At 70.1% G+C, this 22,456-nt stretch carries 18 protein-coding genes and 1 other RNA gene; 3 read left to right on the top strand and 16 right to left on the bottom strand.

All coding sequences use genetic code 11. The features are described 5' to 3' along the window. Window positions 1–83 precede the first annotated feature (83 nt). From ASC55_RS07105 to ffs, 10 genes are all read right to left on the bottom strand, one after another. A complete protein-coding gene (locus tag ASC55_RS07105) occupies window positions 84–1,001 on the bottom strand; it encodes a DMT family transporter (protein ID WP_055873981.1) in 918 nt (305 codons plus the stop codon). Continuing rightward, window positions 998–1,591, bottom strand: coding sequence for a recombination mediator RecR (recR, locus tag ASC55_RS07110; protein WP_017829084.1), 594 nt, complete (start codon window positions 1,589–1,591; stop codon window positions 998–1,000). Before recR ends, ASC55_RS07105 begins: the two co-directional genes overlap by 4 nt. Then, complete coding sequence (locus tag ASC55_RS07115) at window positions 1,591–3,852, bottom strand: DNA polymerase III subunit gamma and tau (protein WP_055873984.1); 2,262 nt, start codon at window positions 3,850–3,852, stop codon at window positions 1,591–1,593. Before ASC55_RS07115 ends, recR begins: the two co-directional genes overlap by 1 nt. Before the next feature lie 45 nt (window positions 3,853–3,897). Then, complete coding sequence (locus ASC55_RS07120; protein ID WP_055865336.1) at window positions 3,898–6,402, bottom strand: glycoside hydrolase family 65 protein; 2,505 nt, start codon at window positions 6,400–6,402, stop codon at window positions 3,898–3,900. Beyond that, complete coding sequence (locus ASC55_RS07125) at window positions 6,399–7,157, bottom strand: HAD-IA family hydrolase (protein ID WP_055873987.1); 759 nt, start codon at window positions 7,155–7,157, stop codon at window positions 6,399–6,401. Before ASC55_RS07125 ends, ASC55_RS07120 begins: the two co-directional genes overlap by 4 nt. 100 nt (window positions 7,158–7,257) lie before the next feature. Beyond that, the gene (locus ASC55_RS07130; RefSeq protein ID WP_055873990.1) at window positions 7,258–8,478 is read right to left on the bottom strand and encodes an acetate/propionate family kinase; all 1,221 of its coding nucleotides are present in this window, start codon (window positions 8,476–8,478) and stop codon (window positions 7,258–7,260) included. Further along, window positions 8,475–10,607: a phosphate acetyltransferase gene (gene pta / locus ASC55_RS07135; protein WP_055873993.1), complete on the bottom strand. Its 2,133-nt coding sequence runs from the start codon at window positions 10,605–10,607 to the stop codon at window positions 8,475–8,477. The genes ASC55_RS07130 and pta overlap by 4 nt, the downstream gene beginning before the upstream one ends. Window positions 10,608–10,672: 65 nt before the next feature. Further along, window positions 10,673–11,368 carry a hypothetical protein gene (locus ASC55_RS07140; RefSeq protein WP_055873996.1) on the bottom strand — a complete coding sequence of 232 codons (696 nt, stop codon included), beginning with the start codon at window positions 11,366–11,368 and terminating at the stop codon, window positions 10,673–10,675. After that, entirely contained in the window at window positions 11,365–11,976 is a 612-nt protein-coding gene (locus ASC55_RS07145) for a rhomboid family intramembrane serine protease (protein WP_055873999.1), read from the bottom strand. Before ASC55_RS07145 ends, ASC55_RS07140 begins: the two co-directional genes overlap by 4 nt. A 66-nt stretch (window positions 11,977–12,042) precedes the next feature. Continuing rightward, an RNA gene (gene ffs / locus ASC55_RS17285) (signal recognition particle sRNA small type) lies at window positions 12,043–12,139 on the bottom strand. A gap of 144 nt (window positions 12,140–12,283) precedes the next feature. On the opposite strand from ffs, the gene ASC55_RS07150 reads away from it, so the two are divergent. Genes ASC55_RS07150 through ASC55_RS07160 form a run of 3 tightly spaced genes read left to right on the top strand, consistent with a single transcriptional unit; the run spans window position 12,284 to window position 16,729 of the window. Then, window positions 12,284–13,273, top strand: a complete 990-nt coding sequence (locus ASC55_RS07150) for an AAA family ATPase (RefSeq protein WP_055874002.1) — start codon at window positions 12,284–12,286, stop codon at window positions 13,271–13,273. Between the two features lie 11 nt (window positions 13,274–13,284). After that, window positions 13,285–14,475, top strand: coding sequence for a DUF58 domain-containing protein (locus ASC55_RS07155; protein WP_055874005.1), 1,191 nt, complete (start codon window positions 13,285–13,287; stop codon window positions 14,473–14,475). Further along, entirely contained in the window at window positions 14,462–16,729 is a 2,268-nt protein-coding gene (locus tag ASC55_RS07160; protein ID WP_055874008.1) for a transglutaminase family protein, read from the top strand. Before ASC55_RS07155 ends, ASC55_RS07160 begins: the two co-directional genes overlap by 14 nt. A 42-nt stretch (window positions 16,730–16,771) precedes the next feature. On the opposite strand, the gene trhO is transcribed toward ASC55_RS07160, so the two are convergent. From trhO to mpaM, 6 genes are all read right to left on the bottom strand, one after another. Then, the gene (gene trhO / locus ASC55_RS07165; RefSeq protein WP_055874011.1) at window positions 16,772–17,662 is read right to left on the bottom strand and encodes an oxygen-dependent tRNA uridine(34) hydroxylase TrhO; all 891 of its coding nucleotides are present in this window, start codon (window positions 17,660–17,662) and stop codon (window positions 16,772–16,774) included. A gap of 63 nt (window positions 17,663–17,725) precedes the next feature. Beyond that, window positions 17,726–18,460, bottom strand: coding sequence for a hypothetical protein (locus ASC55_RS07170; RefSeq protein ID WP_055874014.1), 735 nt, complete (start codon window positions 18,458–18,460; stop codon window positions 17,726–17,728). Further along, window positions 18,457–19,185 carry an ABC transporter permease gene (locus ASC55_RS07175; protein WP_055865367.1) on the bottom strand — a complete coding sequence of 243 codons (729 nt, stop codon included), beginning with the start codon at window positions 19,183–19,185 and terminating at the stop codon, window positions 18,457–18,459. Before ASC55_RS07175 ends, ASC55_RS07170 begins: the two co-directional genes overlap by 4 nt. Next, window positions 19,182–19,898 (bottom strand): ATP-binding cassette domain-containing protein, encoded by a 717-nt coding sequence (locus ASC55_RS07180; RefSeq protein ID WP_055874017.1) that lies wholly within the window; start codon window positions 19,896–19,898, stop codon window positions 19,182–19,184. Before ASC55_RS07180 ends, ASC55_RS07175 begins: the two co-directional genes overlap by 4 nt. Further along, a complete protein-coding gene (gene mpaP / locus ASC55_RS07185; protein WP_055874022.1) occupies window positions 19,879–21,555 on the bottom strand; it encodes a daptide biosynthesis intramembrane metalloprotease in 1,677 nt (558 codons plus the stop codon). Before mpaP ends, ASC55_RS07180 begins: the two co-directional genes overlap by 20 nt. A gap of 16 nt (window positions 21,556–21,571) precedes the next feature. Continuing rightward, a complete protein-coding gene (mpaM, locus tag ASC55_RS07190; protein WP_055874024.1) occupies window positions 21,572–22,399 on the bottom strand; it encodes a daptide-type RiPP biosynthesis methyltransferase in 828 nt (275 codons plus the stop codon). Window positions 22,400–22,456: the final 57 nt, after the last annotated feature.

The raw sequence follows: 22,456 nt of genomic DNA on the forward strand, positions 1-22,456 counted from the left end.
TGATCGGCGCGTATGCTCCGTTGCGCATGTGTCACCCGTCCGGTTGTCAGGCCTCGTCCGCGTGACCGGATGCGCGAGCGCGGCTAGAGGGCGGGTGGGAGCGCCTGGGCCGAGACCGGACGCAGTCGTCCGCCCGTGGCGGCGAACCAGCAGCCGATGATGATCAACGGGAAGCCGATCAGGAGGCCGGGGGTCAGGGGTTCGGCGAGGACGATCGCGCCGAGGATGATCGCGACCACCGGGTTCACGTAGGTGAACAGCGGTGCGCGCACCGGCCCCACCTCCCGGATGAGCGCGAAGAACGCCAGGAACGCCACCGCCGTGCAGATCACGGCGAGCGCGAGGAGCGCGGCGATCGAGGGCACGCTGGGCACCTGATGCTGGGTGAGCAGGCCGATCGGGAGGTAGAAGACGCCGATCATCAGAAGCGACAGGGTGATGGTGCCGAGCGAGGGCACATCGTTGAGCTTGCGCGCGACGATGAAAGGAGCGATCGCATACAGCACGGCGACCAGGAGCACCTCCCCCGCAGCGAGAAGACTGACCTCGCCGCCGAAGAGCCCGGGACCTGCGACCACGATCGCGACGCCGATGAAACCGATGAGCAGTCCGATCCCGCGGGCAGGCCGGAGCACTCCACGATCGCCGCCGCCGAGAGCGATCAGTGCGGCGAACAGCGGAACGGTCGCCACGAGCAGACCGGTCATTCCCGAAGGCAGCGTCATCTCGGCGTGGCCGAGCAGCAGGAAGGGCCCGGCCATCTCGACCGCACCGAAGGCGAGCACCCACGGCCAATGCTTCAGCGCGGAGCGCAACGCGCCGCTGCGGATCGCGAACGGCAACAGCAGCAGAGCGGCGATGAGCGTGCGCCCCGCCACGATCGCCGGGGGCGAGAACGACTCGACCGCGACGCTGATGAACAGATACGGCACTCCCCACAGCAGCGCCATGGCTCCGAAGAGAAGCCAGCCGCGACGCGAGAAACCCGCGTTCGGGCTCACAGGATCCGTCGGCCCTCGAAGGCACGCCCGAGGGTGACCTCATCGGCGTACTCGAGGTCGCCGCCCACGGGCAGCCCGGAGGCGAGACGGGAGACCGTGATCTGCATGGTCGTCAGCAGACGGCTGAGGTAGCTCGCCGTCGCCTCCCCCTCGAGGTTCGGGTTGGTGGCGAGGATGACCTCCTGCACCGTGCCGTCGGCGAGACGGGTCATGAGCTGGGCGATACGCAGATCGTCCGGTCCGATGCCGGCGATGGGGCTGATGGCTCCGCCGAGCACGTGATAGAGGCCGCGGAACTCCCTGGTGCGCTCGATGGCCGCGACGTCTTTCGCGTCTTCGACCACACAGATCAGTGCCTGGCTGCGACGCGGGTCACGGCAGATGGCGCAGCGCTCCTGCTCGGCGACGTTGCCGCAGATCTCGCAGAACCGCACGCGGATGCGGATCTCGCTGAGCAGCTCGGCAAGACGTGCGACGTCGAACGTCGGCGTCTGCAGGATATGGAAGGCGATCCGCTGGGCGGACTTCGGGCCGATGCCGGGGAGCCGACCGAACTCGTCGATCAGCTCCTGAACGATGCCGTCGTACATCAGGAGAACCTCGTCGGGGGCTCGTAGGGCTCTTCGCGCAGGAACGTCGCGCCGAGCACCTGGCGGATCACGGCCTCACCGTAGCGCTGCACTCCCCCGACGGAGGGCGAGCGCTCGATGACGACCGGCGGAGCGGCCACGGCCGTGCGCTGCGTCTGCGGCGCGGACCGTTCGGGAGGAGAGTGGCGCGACACGGACGGCTCGGCCGGCGGCTCGTACGACGGGTCGTACGGAGGCTCGTCGTCATAGGCCGGAGCGTCGTCGTCGCCGGGCAGCGGGGGCTCATCGCGATCCACGACACCGTCCGCAGGGGGAACCGGAGCCGAGGCCGCAGCCTCCACCTCTTCGGGCTCCTCGTCGACGGGAAGAGGCGCCGACGGAGCCGGCGCGTCGCGCACCTGCTCCTCGTGCGCGGTCGGGATCGGTGCGACGGCCCACTCCGTCACCGACGATGCGGATGCGCCACGGACCTGCGAACGAGGAGACCCCGCTGACGCAGGCTCCGATGCGGGGGCGGAATCGGCCGGTGTCGATGCGCCGGACGATGCAGGCTGGCGCGGAGCGCCCCCGGCGGGCATCGGCGCGGGAAGGTACTTCACCCGCACGCCGAGCTCGTTCTCGATCGCCGAGCGCAAGTGATCGGACGGGCCTGAGCCCGGAGTCGTCCCCTTGAACTTCGCGACGTCGTGCTGGCTGGTGAACCCGAGCGTCAGCACCTCGGTCTCGGTGACGTAGGCCAGCGGCTGCACGGCCGTGGCCAGCAGCCAGGATGTGCGGCTGATGCTCTCGAGCCGCGTGAGCACCGCCGGCCAGGCAGCCCGGACACGCTCGAACGTGACCGGTCCCTGCGGGGCGGCCGGCTCGGCGGGAGCGGCCTCCGGCGCGGTGGTCTCGCTCGCCGGCTCGGCGACGGGACTCTGATCGGCGACAGGGCTCTGCTCGGGAGCAGGGCTCGGTTCCGCGGCGGGGCTCGGTTCCGCGGCGGGGCTCTTCGCGCCCGCGGCACTCGGTACGGCCGGTGCGGATGCCGCGGCAGCAGGAGCGGAGACCGTCAGGGCGGGAGCGGAGACCGTCGGGGCGGCCTGACGAACGGGGGGCACCGCACGCTCGCCCGCGGGGGCAGGCGCCACGCCTGCAACTTCAGTCGCGCCGGCGAGGACGCGCGCGACCATGAGCTCGAGGTGCAGGCGCGGCGATGTGGCACCCGACATGTCGTCGAGGGCCGCACTCACCACGTCGGCCGTGCGCGAGAGCCGCGCGGAGCCGAACACGTCGGCCTGGGTGCGCATGCGCTCCAGGTCTTCTTCCGCGATACCGCGCAGAACGGCCGAGGCACCGGCACCGACCGCGGCGATCACGATGAGGTCGCGCAGGCGCTCGAGCAGGTCGTCGACGAAACGGCGAGGGTCTTGCCCGGTCTGCACCACGCGGTCGATCGCGGGGAACGCGGCTGCCGCATCTCCTGCGGCGAGCGCGTCGACGATCTCGTCGAGGAGGGCGCCGTGCGTGTAGCCGAGCAGGGAGACGGCGCGGGCGTAGCCGACGGTGACGGTCTCGGATCCGGCAGGTGCGTCGGAGCCGGCGATCAGCTGGTCGAGCAGCGAGAGCGTGTCACGGGGCGAGCCGCCACCGGCGCGGACCACGAGCGGGAGGACACCCTGTTCGACGATCACGCCCTCTTCGGCGCACAGCTTGGCGACGTACTCGAGCATCGCGGCCGGCGGCACAAGCCGGAACGGATAGTGGTGCGTGCGGGAGCGGATGGTGCCGAGCACCTTCTCTGGCTCGGTGGTCGCGAAGATGAACTTGACGTGCTCCGGCGGCTCTTCGACGAGCTTCAGCAGTGCGTTGAAGCCCTGCGGCGTCACCATGTGCGCCTCGTCGAGGATGAAGATCTTGTACCGGTCGCGGCTCGGGGCGAACGTCGCCCGCTCGCGCAGGTCGCGTGCGTCGTCGACGCCGTTGTGGCTCGCCGCGTCGATCTCGACGACATCGAGCGATCCACCGCCGGCGCGCGAGAGCTCGACGCAGCTGGGGCAGACGCCGCAGGGCACGTCTGTCGGCCCCTCGGCGCAGTTCAGGCAGCGCGCCAGGATGCGCGCTGACGTGGTCTTTCCGCACCCGCGAGGCCCGGAGAACAGGTAGGCATGTCCGACCCGGTCACCGCGCAGCGCCGTCATGAGCGGATCGGTCACCTGGGACTGCCCGATCATCTCGCCGAACGTCTCGGGTCGGTAGCGGCGGTAGAGGGCTGTGGTCACCTCAACAGCCTACGGCGTGCCACCGACCTTCGGCGGGCCCGAGCGTCAGTCGATCGCTTCGATCACCGGGATCGTCGTCGTGATCACGGGAACGGACGCCGACATGCGCGTGCCATCCTCGCGTCGGGCGTCGGCGAACTGCCGGAGCGTCGGGCGACCGGGGATCAGCGGACCCTGATCGGCGAGCGGCACGACGACCTCGTCCTCGACCGTCGCGATGTACGAGGCCTCCCGCACGCTGAACGGCACCGGGGGGCCGCTGCGCACCTGCACGCGCAGCTCGTCCTTCGTCACCGTCACGTGCAGAGTCGATCCCTGCCACTGGAGCGGGAACGACAGCGACGGCCAGCTCGCCGGAAGCCGCGGGTCGAAGCTCAGGTCGCCTGCGTAGTCGCGCATGCCGCCGAAGCCGCACACCAGGGCCGTCCACACCCCGCCGGCGGAGGCGACGTGCACGCCGTCGGCCGCGTTGTGGTGCAGATCATGCAGGTCGACGAACAGCGACTGCTCGAAGTACTTCTGCGCGAGGTCCTGGTAGCCGACCTCGGCCGCGAGGATCGACTGCACGACCGCCGACAGGGTCGAGTCGCCCGTGGTCAGCGGGTCGTAGTAGTCGAAGTCGGCCTTCTTCTCCTCGGGCGTGAAGTGGTTGCCCTGAAGGAACAGCGCGAGCACGACATCGGCCTGCTTGAGCACCTGGAACCGGTAGATCACCAGCGGGTGGAAGTGCAGCAGGAGCGGACGCTGCTCGGCGGGTGTGTTGGCCAGATCCCACACCTCGCGCTCGAGGAACAGGGAATCCTGCGGATGGATCCCGAGCCCCTCGCTGTACGGGATGTACATGGCCTCTGCGGCGCGGTCCCACGCTTCGGCCTCGCCCGGACCGAGGCCGGTGCGGTCGACCAGCTTCACGTAGTCGTCAGGGTGGCTCTCCTTGATCTCGCGCACGATCTTGGCCGCGTAGCGCAGGTTGTAGCGCGCCATCACGTTCGTGTAGAGATTGTCGTTCACGACCGTCGTGTACTCATCCGGCCCGGTGACGCCGTGGATGTGGAAGGTCTCGATCCCGTCTCCCGGCGCTCCCTCGACGAGACGCGAGGCACGCCAGAAGCCGAGGGTCGCCCACAGCCGCGCCGTCTCGATCGCGATGTCGGCGCCCTCGCGCCGCAGGAACTCCTCGTCGCCCGTCGCGCGCACGTACTTGCCCAGCGCGAAGCTGATGTCGGCGTTGATGTGGTACTGCGCGGTACCGGCGGCGTAGTAGGCCGAGGCCTCCTCGCCGTTGATGGAGCGCCAGGGGAACAGCGCCCCCGCCTCGTTGAGCTGCGATGCCCGTCGACGCGCCGCCGGGAGCATGCGCACCCGTGCACGCAGCGCGTTGTACGCCCATCGCGGTGACGTGTATGTCAGGAACGGGAGCACGTAGATCTCGGTGTCCCAGAAGTAGTGCCCGCTGTACCCCGAACCGGAGACGCCCTTGGCGGGGACTCCGGCCCCGTCGGCGCGCGCCGACGCCTGGGCGAGCTGGAACAGGCACCAACGCGTGGCCTGCTGCAGATCGTCGCGTCCACCGATCTGTACGTCGCTGCGCTCCCAGAACGCGTCGAGCCACTCCCGCTGACGGCGGAACACGGTCTCGACGCCCTCGTCCGCCGCGCGGTCGAGGGAGCGGCGGCAGCGATCGACCAGCTCACGCGGAGGCACGCCTCGTGACGTGTGGTAGCTCACGAGCTTGGTGACCGTGATCGGCACCCCGGCCTTCGCCTGCACGCGGAACACGTTCTTGGCGATGTCGGCCTCGATGAGCGTGCGGGCGTTGTACTCGTTCTCGGTCTCGACGACGTGATCCGCGACCACGGCGACGGTCATCCCCGAGTCGGCGACACGGTACGACAGGGCCGAGCGCAGCCCGTCCTGCCAGTGCTCAGCGGGCTCCAGCACGCGGTCGGCGATCTTCTCGGCCTTGCGCGGGTCGAATGCCGCGGCCTTCGTGCCGATCGGCGTGCCCGCATAGACACCGGCACCGTCCTGCCGGTTGAGCAGCTGGCAGCTGATCGTGACCGGGGCGTCGGAGTTCTCCACCACGACCTCGAGCCGCAGCACCGCGAGGTGGCGCTCCTCGAAGCTCACGATGCGCTCGTCGCGCATGCGCACGCGCTTTCCCGACGGAGTCTCCCAGACCACGAGGCGCTCCAGCACACCGGTGCGCAGATCGAGCGTGCGCCGGTACTCGCGCACGTCGGCGTCGTCGAGCGAGACGGGCTCGTCGTCGACGTACACGCGCATGACCTTCGCGTCGGGGGCGTTGACGATCGTCTGCCCGACCTCCGCGAAGCCGTAGGCCTGCTCGGCGTGACGGATCGGCCAGGTCTCGTGCAGGCCGTTGATGAACGTGCCGTGCTCCTGGGCGCCGCGGCCCTCGATGTGGTTGCCGCGCAGGCCGAGGTAGCCGTTGCCGACGGAGAACAGCGTCTCGCCGACGCCCTCCTCCGAGTAGTGCGTGTCGATCAGACGCCACGGGTCGACGGGGAAGCGGTCGCGGTCGATCATGCGGTCTCCGGGATGTCGTTGCGGGAAGCGGGAAGGAACACGTCGAGGTCGTCGACCACGACGGTGGCGCCGGCGGCGCGCAGGGCGTCGGCGCCCGCGCCGCGGTCGACGCCGACCACGGTCGCGAAGCCGGCTGCGGCTGCGGATGCGGCGCCGGAGGTGGCGTCCTCGACGGCGACGGCGCGTGCCGGGTCGACCCCGAGGGCTGCGGCACCGGCGGCGAACATGTCGGCCGCGGGCTTGGAGGCGAGTCCGTCGCGTTCGGCGACGACGCCGTCGACCACGATCCGGAAGAAGGAGCGCAGGCCCGCGGCCCCCAGCACCTCTTCGGCGTTCTTGGAGCTGGACACCACGCCGAGCGGGATGCCCACGACGTGCAGGCTCTCGACGAGCGCGAGCGAGCCGGGGTACGGCGCGATCCCCTGAGCGCGCAGAGACGCGGCGAACGCGGCGTTCTTGCGGTTGCCGATGCCGCAGACGGTCTCGGCGGTCGGCTCGTCGTCGACATCGCCCCAGGGCAGCTCGACGTTGCGGCTGCGCATCAGGCTCGCGACACCGTCGTAGCGCTTCTTGCCGTCGACGTAGTCGTAATAGTCGGCGTCGGTGTAGGGCGCCGTGATACCCCATCGCGCGAACACATCGTCGAAGACGGCCTTCCAGGCACGCATGTGCACCTCGGCCGTCGGGGTGAGCACGCCGTCGAGGTCGAAGAGCACGCCGTCGGCGTGGAACAGGTCGGGCAGTGCTTCAGGCACAGAGCCTCCAGGAGAAGGGCGATCGTCGGGCCGGCACCTCTCCGTGCCACTGTGCAAGCGTAATGCGGCGGCGCGCCGCGGGGTAACCCCCGCGGACGGATCAGATCAGCTCGGCCGTCTGCCGGGCGATCTGCAGCTCTTCGTCGGTCGGCACGACGAGCACGGTCACCGGGGACGCATCCGCGGAGATCCGACGGATGCCGCGCTCGCGTGCCGCGTTCCTGACGGGGTCGATCTCCACGCCGGCGAAGCCGAGCGTGGCCATCGCGGCAGCGCGCACCGGCGCGGCGTTCTCGCCCACACCGGCGGTGAAGGAGATGACGTCCACTCCCCCGAGCTGTGCGATGTAGGCCCCCGCGTAGGCGCGCAGCCGGTGCACGTACACGTCGAAGGCCAGAACCGCCGCGTCCTCCCCCGCCTCGACCCCGGCGAGGATGTCGCGCATGTCGCTGCGGCCGGCGAGACCTGCGAGCCCGCTGCGCGTGTTGAGCAGGGAGTCGAGGTCGTCGATCGAGAGACCGGCACGGCGGGACAGGTGCACGAGTGCCGCGGGATCGATGTCACCCGAGCGCGTCCCCATCACGAGTCCCTCGAGCGGGGTGAGGCCCATCGAGGTCTCCACCGATCGTCCGCCGTCGATCGCGGTGACCGACGCCCCGTTGCCGAGATGGAACACCAGCTGGCGGAGATCGGCGAGGTCACGGCCGAGGAAGTCCGCCGCCGCCGCGCTCACGTACTGGTGGCTCGTGCCGTGGAAGCCGTAGCGGCGCACCCGGTGCTCCGCGGCGAGCGCGGCATCGATCGCATAGGTGTAGGCGGCGGGCGGGAGCGTCTGGTGGAACGCGGTATCGAACACCGCCACGTGCGGCACTTCGTCGAACACCGCGCGCGCGGCGACGATGCCGGCGAGGTTCGCGGGGTTGTGCAGCGGCGCGAGCACCGCGAGCTCGTCGATCTGCCGCTCCACGTCGGCGTCGATGAGCGTCGGGGCGTAGAAGCGGGCGCCGCCGTGGACCACACGGTGCCCGACCGCGACGGGGCGATGCTCCTCGAGCGAGGGGCCGTGCGCGGCGAACTGCTCACGCATCACCTCGAAGGCCGCGGCGTGATCGGTGATCGGCCTCTCGCTGCGATAGGTCGCATCGAGCATGGTCGGCACGGCGTCGCCGTCGACCGCGGGGCGCACCGTGTGCGCGACCGGGCTGACGTCCTGCCCGATGCGCTCGATCAGTCCGCTGGCGAGCAGGTTCTCCTGCTCGATGTCGATCAGGCTGTACTTCAGCGAGGAGGACCCGCTGTTGATCACCAGGATCGCGCTCATGCAGCGCCTCCCGTCTGTGCAGACCCCTGGGCCTGGATGGCCGTGATGGCGACCGTGTTGACGATGTCGTCGACGAGCGCGCCACGGGAGAGGTCGTTGATGGGTTTGTTGAGCCCCTGCAGCACCGGGCCGATCGCGACCGCGCCGGCCGAACGCTGCACCGCCTTGTAGGTGTTGTTGCCGGTGTTCAGATCGGGGAACACGAACACCGTCGCGCGCCCCGCCACAGCGGAGCCGGGGAGCTTCGCCTTGGCGACCGCGGCATCCGCGGCAGCGTCGTACTGGATCGGCCCCTCCACCGGCAGCTCGGGTGCACGCTCGCGCACGAGGGCGGTCGCCGCGCGGACCTTGTCGACGTCCGCTCCCGATCCGGACTCCCCCGTCGAGTACGACAGCATGGCCACGCGCGGTTCGATGCCGAACTGGCGGGCGGTCGTCGCCGACGAGATCGCGATGTCGGCGAGTTGCTCGCTCGTCGGGTCGGGGATCACGGCGCAGTCACCGTAGACGAGCACCCGGTCGGCGAGAGCCATCAGGAACACGCTGGAGACCACGTTGACGCCCGGTTTGGTCTTGATGATCTCGAACGACGGACGGATCGTGTGCGCCGTCGTGTGCGAGGCGCCGGACACCATGCCGTCGGCGAGACCGAGGTGCACCATCATCGTGCCGAAGTACGACACGTCCGTCACGGTGTCTGCCGCCTGGGCGAGGGTGATGCCCTTGTGCGCCCGCAGCCGCGCGTACTCCGTGGCGAACCGCTCGACGAGTTCGGGGTCGGTCGGGCTCAGCACCTGGGCGGCGGCGATGTCGATGCCGAGCTCGACGGCCCGCGCACGGATGGACGACTCGTCGCCGAGGATCGTCAGATCGGCGACCTCCCTCGCGAGGAGCGTGGCGGCGGCGCGCAGGATGCGATCGTCGTCGCCCTCCGGCAGCACGATGCGACGACGGTCGGCGCGGGCGCGTTCGATGAGTCCGTACTGGAACATCAGGGGCGTCACGACGTGCGCCTCGGCGAGCCCGAGCTGCTCGGTGAGCTCGGCGATGTCGACGTGGGATTGGAAGAGACCGAGCGCACGGTCATACCTTGCGCGCGAATCCGCCGAGATGCGGCCGCGGGTGCTCATCACACGCACCGCCGTGTCGTAGGTGCCGAGGTCCGTCGTGATGATCGGCACCGACGAGGCGAAGCCGTCGAGCAGCCGCACGATCGGCTCCGGCAGCGGGAACGGGCCGTTCAGGATGATGCCGGCGATGCGGGGGAACGTGCCGGAGGAGTCGGCCAGCAGCGCGGCTAGCAGTACCTCGGTGCGGTCGGCGGGGATCACCACGACCGCTTCCTCGGTGAGTCGCGGCAGCACGTTCACCATCGACATGCCCGCGACGACGATCGTCAGCGCCTCCCTCGTCAGACGATCGTCATCGCCTTGGAGCAGGGTGCCGTCGACAGCGGCGAGGATGCCGCGGATCGACGGTGCCACCAGCGCGCGGTCCTCGGGGATCGCCCACACCGGGGTGTTCTCGGCGGGGAGTGCGGCGTGCACGGCCTCGATGATGGCGTCGAGGGCTTCGGGATCGGCGCGATTGACGGCGACGGCGAACAGCTCGGCCCGCTCCTCGGCCAGCTCGGACAGCGCGAGGGCGGCGATCTGCGCGATCGCCCCGGCGGGACGCGCCGTGGTGGTCCCCAGCTGCTCGGCCTGGCGCTGCTGATCGCGGCCGCTGAGCACGAGGAGAACGGGTGCTCCGAGGTTGGCGGCGATCCTGGCGTTGAACCCGAGCTCGGCGGGGCTCGCGACGTCGGTGTAGTCGCTGCCGATGACGACGACCGCGTCGCACTGCGCCTCGACCGCCTTGAACCGCGCCACGATGGTCGACAGGGCGGCCTCGGGGTCGGCCCGCACGTCGTCGTAGGTGACGCCGATGCAGTCCTCGTAGTCGAGGTTGACCCCGTCGTGCGCGAGCATCAGCTCGAGGATCTCGTCCCGCGCGGTGACCGAGCGGGCGAGGGGGCGGAACACGCCCACCCGCGGCGACACGCGCATGAGGGCGTCGAGCGCCCCGAGGGCGATCGTCGACTTTCCGGTATGGCCTTCGGCCGAGGTGATGTAGATGCTCTGCGCCACGGCTTCAGCTTAGGCGCGGCGCCCGTGAACCCACCGAGCATCTCACCGGAGCAAATGGCGCGGCATCACTCGCACGGGCCGGACATCGCGTCGACGACCGCCGTGGCGTCCGTCTGGAACCGCGAGTAGTAGTCGCGGTCGGTGTTGATCTGCACCCGGTGGATGGCATGCGAGGGCTCCATCGTCTGCCACTCGGGCAGCCGCCCGAGGCGATCGAAGAACAGCGTCGTCGCGGTGGCCGGGTCCATCCGCTGCTCGACGCTCCCCCACCACTCCTGCTGCTGGAAGAGGCCGATGCTGGTCGTGCGCGTCCCGTCGGGATTGGTGAATCCGCGCGTCTCCCAGTCGCCGTAGTCGATGTTGCGCAGGCTGCTCTCGCCCATCGCCGTCATCACCCCGAGGATCTGCCCCTCCCTCGGGAAGCCGAGGGCGCCGGCCGTGCGGATGATCGTCGCGGCGTTCCCGAGCTGCTCTCCGCTCCAGCCCTCGATCCCCGCTTCGGGGAACGTCTGCGGATCGTCGATGCAGATCGGGGCGGGATCGCGCGCGAGGCCCAACGGGATGAGCACGAGCAGTCCGACGGCGACGGCCAGCGCACCGGCCGACAGCAGCGTCCGTCGCAGGATCCGGCGACGTCGCCGACGGTTCGCCGCCTTCCCTCTGGTCCCGGTCTTGCGATGTCTCGGTGTCGTGGTGCGTCTCGCCCCAGGCCTCTTCCTCGCCGGCCGGCGCTTCGCCCTCGATGCCGGTGCGGCGCTCATGACGTGAGGGCTCCGCCGGACGTGCGAGCACGACGCCCGACGAGAGCGGCGAGGCCGCCGCCGATCGCGCCGAACAGGTGCCCCTGCCAGGAGATGCCCTCGGCGACGCCGAAGACCCCGGCGAGCATGGATCCGCCGTAGAGCGCGATCACGATGACGGCGATCACGGCGTAGAGGATGCGGTGCGCGACGCGACCGGGGGCGAACACCCGCATCACGACGTAGCCGAAGTAGCCGAAGACCAGACCCGAGGCACCGACCGTCAGGGTTCCTGGGGCGTTGAACACCCAGGTGCCGATACCGCCCACGACCGCGACGATGGCGGTGACGGCCCAGAACCGACGCGTGCCCTCGACCGCCACGAGACAGCCCAGCACGAGCAGAGGCACGGAGTTGGCGATGAGGTGCTGCCAGTTCGCGTGCAGGAGCGGACCGAGCACGATGCCGCCGAGCCCCGAGGCGTCCCAGGACCGCAGCCCGAATCCGGTGAACGAGCCGGGAAGGATCGCATCGGCGAACTGCACGACCCACATCACGACGAGCAGGAGCACCGGCGAAGCGAATCGGCCGAGCGGATGCTGCGCCTTCTGCGGCGGGGTGACGGTCACCGGACGATTGTCGCAGGTGCAGCCACGAGGGGGCTGAGCGTGCGGTCGGGAGAGCCCACGGGAAAAGAAAATGACTCTCCGCGCACCCAGCAGAGCCCGGTTACCCTTGCTGCGTTTCCGCCCTGGGGGAATTGGCCTGGATGCCGCCACGCGGAGAGCCGTCAACCATCCTAACCCGACCGGCGCGATGGTCCGAATCGTGCCTCTCCTCCCCGCGCATCCTCAGGGGAACCTGCCAGAGCGGCGCACCCTGTGCAGGGTTACGATCGAATAACGCGCACCGCTGCGCCGACGTGAGAGGGAACGCATGCCAGAGAACGCCCCCATGATCCCGGTATCGATCGATGCCGAGACGTTCGCCGCGCAGACCTCTGCGATCCTCGGTTCGATCGGCCAGGTCATCGACGGCAAGCCGGATGCGGTGCGCAGCGCTCTCGTCTGCCTGCTGGCCGAGGGGCACCTGCTGATCGAAGACGTGCCGGGCGTCGGCAAGACCATGCTCGCCAGGGCTCTCGCCGCGAGCGTGGACGCGACCGTGCGCCGCATCCAGTTCACGCCCGACCTGCTCCCCGGTGACGTCACGGGTGTGTCGGTCTACAACCCGGTCGATCGCGAGTTCGAGTTCAAGCGCGGCGCCGTGTTCGCCCACATCGTGATCGCCGACGAGATCAACCGCTCCTCCCCCAAGACGCAGTCCGCCCTGCTGGAGGCGATGGAGGAGGGTCAGGTCACGGTCGACGGCGCCACGCACCTGCTGCCCCAGCCGTTCCTGGTCGTCGCGACGCAGAATCCCCTGGAGATGGAGGGCACCTACGCCCTCCCGGAAGCGCAGCGCGACCGATTCATGATGCGCATCTCGATGGGGTATCCGGATGCCGCCGCCGAGGCGCTCATGCTGCGTCAGCGCGACGTCGTCAGCCCGCTCGCCGCCGTCACGCCCGTCGCGGACGCGGCATCCATCGCCCAGCTCGTCGCGTGGGCGCGGGCGGTGCACGTGGCCCCGGCTCTCGAGGAGTACACGGTCGCCCTCGCCCAGGCCACCCGCTCCGACCCGAACCTCCACCTCGGCGCAAGCCCCAGGGCCACTCTGCAGCTGGTCAGGGCCGCGAAGGTGTGGGCGGCCCTCGACGGACGCGAGTACGTGATCCCCGACGACATCACCGCCCTGCTCATCCCGGTCCTCGCGCACCGTCTGCTCCCGGCGCGCGGCGCACACCGCGCAGGCGCACAGCCGATCGAGGCCGCCCTGACCCAGATCGTCGAGCGGGTGCGCGTGCCCGTCGCGACGCGTTCCTGACAGCTCTCATCATGCGACGACGTCGATCCCTCACCGGCCGCGGTGCCGGAGCGCTCGTCGCCGCGCTCTGCTGCCTGATCGCTGCGAACCTCCTGGGCGCGCGCGTGCTGCTCTACCTCGGTGTGCTGCTCGCTGCCGTCACCCTCTTCTCGCTCCTCGCGGTCCGCCTGCCGCGACGATCCGGCACCGTCACCCGCCAGATCTCGACCGACCTGCTGACCGTGTCCGAGACCTCACGAGTGACCGTGCGGTTCTCCCTGCGCGCCATCCGCGTGCCGCGCGGACTCTGGCACGACGTGCTCCCCGACGCCGTCTCCGCGGACTCCGGCGGCGAGTATCCTCCGGAGAACGGCCGGCTCAGCTACCTGATCACGGGTGTGCGGCGCGGCGTCTGGCCCGTCGGCCCGCTGATGCTGCGCACGGTGGACCCGTTCGGTCTGGCACAGCGCGAGCAGGCGTTCGGGGAGACCAGGAGCGTGACCGTCGTCCCCGAGGTGTTCACCCTCGCACCTCTCGCCGTGCGGGTCGGTGCCGCCGGTGGAACCGCGCACACCTCGTCGACCCGGCTCGGACAGGGCAGCGACAACCTCTCGCCGCGGGGATACATCCCGGGCGACTCGATGCGTCGCATCCATTGGAGGGCGACGGCGCACCGGGGTCAGCTGATGGTGCGGCAGGAAGAGGAGGAGTCCAGCCCCGACGCGGTGGTCGTGCTCGACCGGAGCGGCCGCCGCTGGGATGCCCCCGGGGCCGAGGCCGATCCGGCCTTCGAAGCCGCCGTCTCGCTGTGCGCCTCCGCTGCGGTGCACCTGGCCTCCGAGGGCTACAGCGTCGACGTTCTCGACAGCGCGGGCACCCTCCTCGGCGCTCTCCGCGGCCACGAAGACGACCGCGACGGGCTGCTCACGGCTCTCGCGATGGTCACGCCCCGCGGCGAGAGCCGAGACCTGGTGGCACTCATCGGCGGAACACCGCCCGGCCCACTCGTCTACATCACCGGCCGCCTCGACGAAGAGGACGCCGCGGTGCTGCGTGCCGCCGGCGCTGCTGCGCCGATGCTGTTCAGCACCGAACTGCTCCCGGGCGCCACCGAGGCCTCCACCCGTCACGGCTGGACCGTGGCACGGCTCGGCGACGACATCTCCGCCGCCTGGGAGGATGCCGTCTCGGCACGGATCGGAGTCGGCGATGTTCCGCGCTGAACAGGCCCCGCCGGCCGCACCCGCCGCGGTGCGCCGACCAGCGTTCTGGCACCGCGATCACGAGGAGCCGGCCGGGGTGGTCGGCACCGGGGCACTGGCGGCGACGGCGGCGCTCGTGGCCATGTGGCCGTTCACCTCGGTCATCGCTCCCGGAGCATGGTCGTTCACCGTCATCGCCGTGATCGTCGCCGTGGCCGGCACCGGAATGCTGATGCGGCACCTGCTGCGCCGACGAGCCGAGTGGGTGCAGGACCTCGCCACGCTCGCCACGCAGGTCGTGGTCGCCGTCGCCGTCGTGACGCTGCTCATCGCCGGTGACACCGCCCTCTTCGGGATCATCCCGACCTCCGCGACGCTGACGCTGTTCGGGGTGCTCGGCGCCTCCGCTGTCGAGGCGGTCGTGTTCGGCTCCGCGCCGCTGGATCCCTCCCCCGGGCTCGCGGCCGCCATGGGCGTCGGCTTCGCGGTGGTCGCGATACTCCTGGACCACCTCGTCACCCACCGTTCCGCCGTATTGGCGGTGCTGCTGACCGGGGCCGTCGGCGCTGTGCCGATGATCGTCACCCTCGGCGAGACGAACGTCGTCTGGTTCGTGCTCTTCGGTGCGGTCGCCCTCCTCGTCTTCCGCCACACGGCGCGCAGACATCCGGAATCCCCACGCCGCTCCTCCGCATCGGTCGCCGTCGCGATCGGGGCCGCCGCGATGGCGACGACCATCGCCGTCGCCCCGATGCTTCCTGTCAGCACCAGCCTCGCCGGCACCGGCGTCGGGGTCTCGGTCGATGCATCGCTGCGTCTGGGTGACGATCTGCGCCAGCCCAATCCGGTCGAGGTCCTGACCGTAGCGGCGAAAGGCGAGACCGCGCCGTATCTGCGCCTGACGACGCTCTCGCGGTTCGACGGACGCGTCTGGCAACCCGACGACGGGGATCTGCAGTCGCAGGACGACGGATTCGGTCCCCCGGAATGGGGAGAGGACATCACGACGGAGGAGCAGAGCACCTCCATCCGCGTGCTGCGGATGTCGAGTTCCTGGCTCCCCGTGCCCTACCCCGCCACCACCGTGCAGGGTCTCAGCAACGCATGGCGGATCGCCCCGGAGAACCGCACGCTGTACTCCCGCGGCGCCGATGCCGTCGGGAACGACTACACGGTCACCTCGTCGCGACTCCTCCCCACGCTCGAGCAGATCCGGGCCATCGATGCCGCCGCTCCCGTCGTCGATCCCGACGCCGAACCGGTCGAGCTGCCCGGCATCATCGGCGAGCTGGCCACCGAGGTGACCGCAGCCGCGAGCACCGACTACGACCGGCTCATCGCGCTGCAGAACTGGTTCCGTTCGCAGTTCACCTACTCCCTGGAGACCCCGGTGGAGGAAGGCTTCGACGGCACGGGAGCAGAAGCCGTCGCGGAGTTCCTCGACGCGCGATCCGGGTATTGCGTGCATTTCGCGGGGGCGTTCGCACTGATGGCGGAGAGCCTCGGCATGCAGGTGCGCATCGTCGTGGGATATCTCCCCGGCTCGCTCACCGACGAGAAGCGCGGCAGCGAGTCGGTGTTCTCGGTGACCAGCGATCGGCTGCACTCCTGGCCCGAGGTGCTGTTCCCCGGTATCGGATGGGTCCCGTTCGAACCCACCGCGTCGCTGGGTGTGCCCACGGCCTTCCGCCCGGGGGCGACGCAGGGCAGCGGATCCGGGACCCCGTCCGCACCGGCACCCACCACGGCACCGCAGGCCGAGCAGACCTCGGGTCCCGAGGTCGACCGCAACGACGCCGGCGGAGACTCGGCCAGCGGCGGCGAGCTGCGCCGCCTCGACCCGACACCGGTCGCCCTCACCACCCTCGGCGTCGTCGTGCTGCTCCTGCTTCCCGCGCTCATCCGGCTCGCGGAACGTCGGGCGCGCCTGAGCAGGGCGCGCCGTGGCGATCCGGCCGCCGCCTGGGCGGAGTTGCGCGACACCCTGATCGACCTGCAGATTCCCGTCACCGACGCCGACACTCCCCGCGTGCGCGCGGCCGGTCTGGTGCGGCAGAACGGGGTGGATGCACACGCGATGCGTCGGCTGACGGATGCGGTCGAGCGGTCGAACTATGCCCGCTCCGGCGAGGCATCGGACGATCTCGCCGAACCACTGGGTGAGGTGCTCGCGAGCCTGCGACAGAGCGCCGATCGAGCGACGAGGGTGCGGGCGGTGCTGGTGCCCCGCTCCCTGTATGCGCCCCGAGCCGCCGAACCCGGTATGACGGCCTGAACCGTAGGCATCAAGTGGCGTGCAGGTCAGGCGGCGTGCGGGTCAGGCGGCGTGGGCGGTGCAGGGGACCGCGACGCAGTCCTCGCACACGACGAATTGCGAGCGGCACGACGGATCGGGACAGTTGGCGGTGCGCTTGGTCGCGGCCCCGCATCCGACGCATTCTCCGATGACCGCGGCGTGGTCGGAGAAGTCGACGGAGCCGCGGCCGTCGAAGACGTACAGGGAACCGTCCCAGAGGCCGTCGTCGCCGTACTTCTCGCCGTATCGGACGATGCCGCCCTCGAGCTGGTAGACCTCTCCGAAGCCACGGGCCGTCATCAGGCTCGACAGCACCTCGCAGCGGATGCCGCCGGTGCAGTAGGTCACGACCGGCTTGCCCTTGAGGTCGTCGTAGACGCCCGAGTCGAGGAGCTCGACGAAGTCTCTGGTGGTCTCGGTGTCGGGCACGACCGCGCCGCGGAAGCGCCCGATCTGCGCTTCGAGCGCGTTCCTCCCGTCGAAGAACACCACTTCCTCGCCGCGCTCGTCGATCAGACCGTGCAGCTCTTCGGGCGTCAGACGAGTGCCGCCGCCGACGACGCCGTTCTCATCGACGCGCAGCTCCCCCGGTGCGCCGAACGACACGATCTCGTCGCGCACCTTGACGCTGAGCTTCGGGAAGTCGACGCTGCGCCCTTGGGCGTCCACCCCGGTGCCTTCGCTCCATTTGATGTCGGCGTCGGCGAAGGGCTGGTACGAGCGGAACGACCGCAGCCATTTCTTGAGCGCACCGATGTCGCCCCCGAGGGTGCCGTTGATCCCGTCCTTCGAGATGATCAGACGCCCGCGCAGGCCCAGCGCCTCGCCGATGTCTCGTTGCCAGACGCGGATGGCGTCGGGGTCGGCGAGCGGGGTGAACGCGTAGAAGAGGACGATCTTGGGTGTTGCCACCTAGGGATCCTACGTCGTGGGCCACGGCCGATCCGAACCTGCGCTGACGCGCTGTCGAGGCGGCTACGTCACATCGCGCCTCAGGAACGCGAGCGCCCCCGCCAGAAGAGCCGCCACCATCCATCCGGCCGTCACCCCCGCGGCCAGGGAGCCGTCGAGCCGATCGGTCGCTGCGACTCCGAGCGCGCCGATGTCGAGGCGGAAGGCTTCGAGCATCACGAGGGGTGGAAGGTAGACGGCACCCGCTCCCCAGAGCATCGCGAGAAGCACCGGCCCGCTCATCGACAGGGACACGAGGAAGAGAGCCACGAGATGGACCTGCACGACCACTCCCAGTCCCATCCCCCACAGTCCTGCCGCGGCGCCGAGGGCGAGTGTGGATCCGACGGTGGACCACTCCACGGGAATGCCGCCCACGGTGACGGTCAGTGCGAGGTGACCGCCGACCAGTCCTGCGAGGGACACGACCGCCCCGCCGACGACGGCACCGGGTACGCGGACGAGCAGGGTCACCCACCGGGACTGCAGCATCAGGCGCTGAGCGATCACGCCGTCACGCCGGTCGACCGTGTAGCGGAACGAACCGTACACCGCTGCGAGAACCGCGCCGTACATCGCGATCACGGCGGTGAGCGACCCGGCGAGCGCTTCTCTGGCCTCGAGCGGAGCACCCGCGAGGTCAGGTGGGATGCTCATCGCCAGGGAGAGGGACATCAGCAGCGCCGCCACGGTCACCCCGAGGAGAACGATGTCGCCCGCGAAGCTGCGCGCCTGTGCTCGCAGGGCGCGGCCGATCACCCCACCCTCCGGCGTCCTGTGAACCAGGCGACCGCCACGAGCCCTGCGGTCCATGCGAGTCCGACTCCGAGGGCGGGGGCGAACGCGAGCAGCCGGTCCTGGAATCCGGGAACCCCCACGGCGGCGATGGCCAATCCTGGCGAGAACTTCGCCACCTCGGGTGCCGTGCGCAGCAACGCGAACTCGACGACCATCGGCAGAACGAGGACGATGATCGCCGTCGCATAGTAGTTGCGGGTGATCCAGCCGACGGCTCCTCCGATGAGCGCGCCGAGCACCGCACCGGCCAGCGCGCCGGCGTACAGCTGCCAGGACTGCAACGACAGAGCGAGTGTCAGCCCGTTCTCGGCCAGGACGAGGAAGATCCCCAGCGTCCAGGTGACGAAGATGCATACGGACAGCGCGATCGCGATGAGCGCCCCGGCGATGAGCTTTCCCGAGAAGGCACGTCGGAAGCCGACCCCGGTGAGGGTTCGCTCCATCGAGGAGTAGTAGTACTCGCGCGTGACCGCGTACGCCCCGACGAACGCTGCGGAGATGACCGACCACGCGAGCGGCTCCAGAAGGCGGGAGGTCGCCGTGTGGGAGTCGACCCCGGCGAGGTCGAAGCGTGAGCCGTCGGAGAACAGCACGAACAGCGGCATGAGCAGGGCCACGAGATAGACCGGCAGGACGGAGGGTCCGCTCACCGCGCGCAGCAGCTCACTGCGAATCGCGTTCCTCATGCGGACGCACCGCCGACCAGGTCGAAGTACTTGCTCTCGAGCGAATCGTCGTCGCTGGTGACCAGGTCGCCGAGCCGCCCGGCGAACAGGGCCCGTCCCTTGATGACGACGACCTCATCCACGACCTGTTCCAGTTCGGCGAGCTGATGACTGGAGAGCAGGACGGTGCCCCCGCGTTCGGCGAAGGCGCGCAGGAACCGGCGGAGCCAGCGGATGCCGTCGGGATCCAGACCGTTGGCCGGCTCGTCCAGGACGAGTGTGCGCGGAGAACCCACCAGAGCCGTCGCCAGCCCGAGACGCTGGGCCATGCCCGTCGAGAACGTCTTCACCCGGCGACGGGCATCCGCGGCCAGCCCCACCTCGTCCAGCACCTCGTCGACCCTGCTGCGCGGTGCCCCAGCCGCGAGTCGGCAGATCTCCAGGTGTCTTCTGGCGGAGATGCCCGCTTCGAATCCGAACCCGTCCATGTGGACGCCGACGTGCGATGCGGGGTTGTCGAGGGCCGAGAACGGCACACCGTCGATCAGGCTGTCTCCGCCCGAGGGCCGGAGCAGGCCGACGATCGCTCGCAGAGTCGTCGATTTCCCCGCCCCGTTCGGGCCCAGCAGCCCGACGATCGATCCGCGCGGGACGACGAAGGACAGCTCCTCGACGGCGGTCCGCTGGCCGTACCTCTTCGTGAGTCCGCGCACCTCAATGGCGTAGTCGTTCATTCTCATCCTCTTCCGCTCTCTCGCTCTGCAGGGTCGCCAGTGGCAGCGTCACGCCCGTCGCCCAGAGCGACTGCCACACGTTTCGGACGCCGAGTTCGACGCGTGCCTGCCCCGTCGCAGGCAGTCTCGGGTTCCCGTCGCTGAGATCCACGCCCGCGACGATCACCGCCGGCAGGGTCACACCCTCCGCCGTCACGGGGAAGAGCGCGTCGAGCGGCACCTCCGTCGGTATCGCTCGCGGTCGGGTGACCGTCCCCTCGCCGACCCGCTCATCGGCGAGGATGCCGCTGCTCATCAGCACGACGCGCGCGCCTTCCGGCACTTCCGTCTCGGCGGCGCCGCCGGCGTGCAGGAGGACCACGTGGCCGCCCTGCGCCGAAAAGCCGAGCGTGGCCGTCACCGGTACCGGGATCAGGACTCCTGCGACCGCGATGGTCGAGACCAGTGCGGCGAGGACGGTGAAGAACCGCAGTCGCGAGACACCTGACCGGAAGGCGCGGTGCAGTGCCCTCGAGACGAGGACGACGCCGACGACGACCACGACGGCTTCCAGGGCGACCACGAGCAGACCGAGGACCGGTCCGCCGCCGGCGACCGCTCGAGCCGCGCGGCCGACGGCGAACAGCACCAGGACCACCGGAGCGAGCAGGCTGGCCAGGCCGAACGGCACGCTCCACCACGTGTTCAGGCTCTTGGCAGCCGTCTGCCCGCCGAACAGGAAGCGGGTCAGGAAGTTCGCGCCGTCACGAATCGTCCGTGCTCTCAGGTTGGGCTCATCCATCGCGCTCATGAGCGCGATGTACCCGTCGAACCGCACGAATGGGATCAGGTTGACGAGGACGATGGCAGCGCAGGCGAGCGCGAGAAGCACCAGCGTCTGGCGCACCTCGGTGTCGGGCAGCGCGAGCGCGACGAGAAGGGCCACGGCGGCGACGGCGGCATGCACGGCGGGCCCGGCCAGGGCGATCGCGACGCGTTGCCGGCGATCGGGGAGGCGCCAGCCATCGGTCACGTCGACGAAGAAGGCGGGGGTGAGATAGAAGATCATGAAGCCGGCCCTGCGGGGTCTTCCCCCGAACCTCGTGAGCGTGAGGCCGTGCGCGCCCTCGTGGAGCAGGGTCAGGAGCGAGAGCACGGCGACGAGGATCACGAGGCCGGACAACGGTATCGGCGAGGTGAGCGCGCTGCGCAGCTCTCCCGCCTGCAGGATCGCCGCCACGAGTCCGAGGCCGAGCAGCACGGCGACGGTGGCACGGACCGCCCTGCCCGAGAGCGGAACGACCAGATGGTCCACGCGGCCGAACAGGGCAGGCGCTCGAAGCGTCGCGATCTGCAGGGTGAACGGGGGCCGATAGTCCCAGCGGCCAGGTGGCAGCTTCGTGTCTCCGTCGAGGAGTCCGCTCGCGCGGAAGCGAAGCACCAGACCGAGAAAGCTCTCCCACGACTCGGCGGCGGCGAAGCGCATGTGCAGAACGTGAAGCGGGGTCTCGCCGTCCAGCGCCGTCAGCATGTCGACGACCGCGCCCGAGACCCGCGACGAAGGCACGCCGTGCAGCATCACGATCCATGCCGCTTCGTCGATCCCCTTCTCGAAGGCGACCCCGGCGGCCAGGAGCGGACGCGCGTCGGGGGTGAGCGCCGTTGCGGTCCGCGGCACTCTTCGACGCACGAAACTAGTCGGAGGCATCGCCAGGTGCCTCTCTCATGGGTCCCGCGAGCGAAGTCGTGAGGAGGAGGATCTCCACTCCGTGACTCGTGCGCACGGGCGATACGGCGGGCGGGGCGAAACCGGCCTCCACAGCCTCTCGAGAGAGCATCTCCTGGCTGAGCACCTGCAGGCGGCTCGTGAGGACGGTCACCTCCGCACCGGCCACGAGGTCGGAGGCGCGAACCCAATTGACCACACGCGCTGCGCCGTCATGGTCCAGCTGCTGCGAGAAGAGGTAGGTCTCCTCTCCCTCGGGTCCGGGCACACCGATCTCGTGATCTCGGGGAACCGCGAGGCTCTCGGCAGCGTCGCCGCCGGCGACGGTGAAGGCGAAGACACCTCCATCGGCGAGATGCTGTCGCACGCTCGCGTAGAGGCCGGACCTGCCCGCACGATCGAGCAGCGTGATGGAGGTCGCCCCGATGACGATCAGGTCGTAGTGACGCCCCAGGGAGAAGTCGCGCATGTCCGCGACGACGCAGTCGAGTGAGGCGTGGTCCGGCAGCGCCCGTCGTAGGTGGGAGAGCATGTCGTCGGAGAGATCCATCGCGGTCACCGTCTTGCCCGATCTCACCAGCGGGATCGTCAGCCTCCCGCTCCCCGCCGCGACGTCGAGGATCGGCCCCGAGGAGTCTCTTGCGAGCGCGAGCACTTCGCGGATCTCGGCACGGTCCGCGCCGACGAGCCGCTCGTAGAAGTCGGTGCCGACTCCGGCGTACAGGTCTTGTGCCGTGGGCACCGCGCCGACCGCCTCGAGTCGCGCCGACAGCGCTTCGGTGATCAGGTCTGACATTCGCACATCGCCTCTCCGGGGGAACAGGGGGTGCGGGCGTGCGAGAAACGCCCGCAC

Source organism: Microbacterium sp. Root322 (assembly GCF_001425645.1).
Taxonomy (GTDB): domain Bacteria; phylum Actinomycetota; class Actinomycetes; order Actinomycetales; family Microbacteriaceae; genus Microbacterium; species Microbacterium maritypicum.

Excerpts from the sequence above, each read along its gene's own strand:
- ASC55_RS07155 (WP_055874005.1), top strand. The coding sequence starts at position 13,285 with ATGCGACGACGTCGATCCCTCACCGGCCGCGGTGCCGGAGCGCTCGTC.
- ASC55_RS07150 (WP_055874002.1), top strand. The coding sequence starts at position 12,284 with ATGCCAGAGAACGCCCCCATGATCCCGGTATCGATCGATGCCGAGACG.
- ASC55_RS07120 (WP_055865336.1), bottom strand. The coding sequence starts at position 6,402 with ATGATCGACCGCGACCGCTTCCCCGTCGACCCGTGGCGTCTGATCGAC.
- ASC55_RS07175 (WP_055865367.1), bottom strand. The coding sequence starts at position 19,185 with ATGAGGAACGCGATTCGCAGTGAGCTGCTGCGCGCGGTGAGCGGACCC.
- mpaM (WP_055874024.1), bottom strand. The coding sequence starts at position 22,399 with ATGTCAGACCTGATCACCGAAGCGCTGTCGGCGCGACTCGAGGCGGTC.
- ASC55_RS07130 (WP_055873990.1), bottom strand. The coding sequence starts at position 8,478 with ATGAGCGCGATCCTGGTGATCAACAGCGGGTCCTCCTCGCTGAAGTAC.
- ASC55_RS07140 (WP_055873996.1), bottom strand. The coding sequence starts at position 11,368 with ATGAGCGCCGCACCGGCATCGAGGGCGAAGCGCCGGCCGGCGAGGAAG.
- ASC55_RS07180 (WP_055874017.1), bottom strand. The coding sequence starts at position 19,898 with ATGAACGACTACGCCATTGAGGTGCGCGGACTCACGAAGAGGTACGGC.
- recR (WP_017829084.1), bottom strand. The coding sequence starts at position 1,591 with ATGTACGACGGCATCGTTCAGGAGCTGATCGACGAGTTCGGTCGGCTC.
- ASC55_RS07160 (WP_055874008.1), top strand. The coding sequence starts at position 14,462 with ATGTTCCGCGCTGAACAGGCCCCGCCGGCCGCACCCGCCGCGGTGCGC.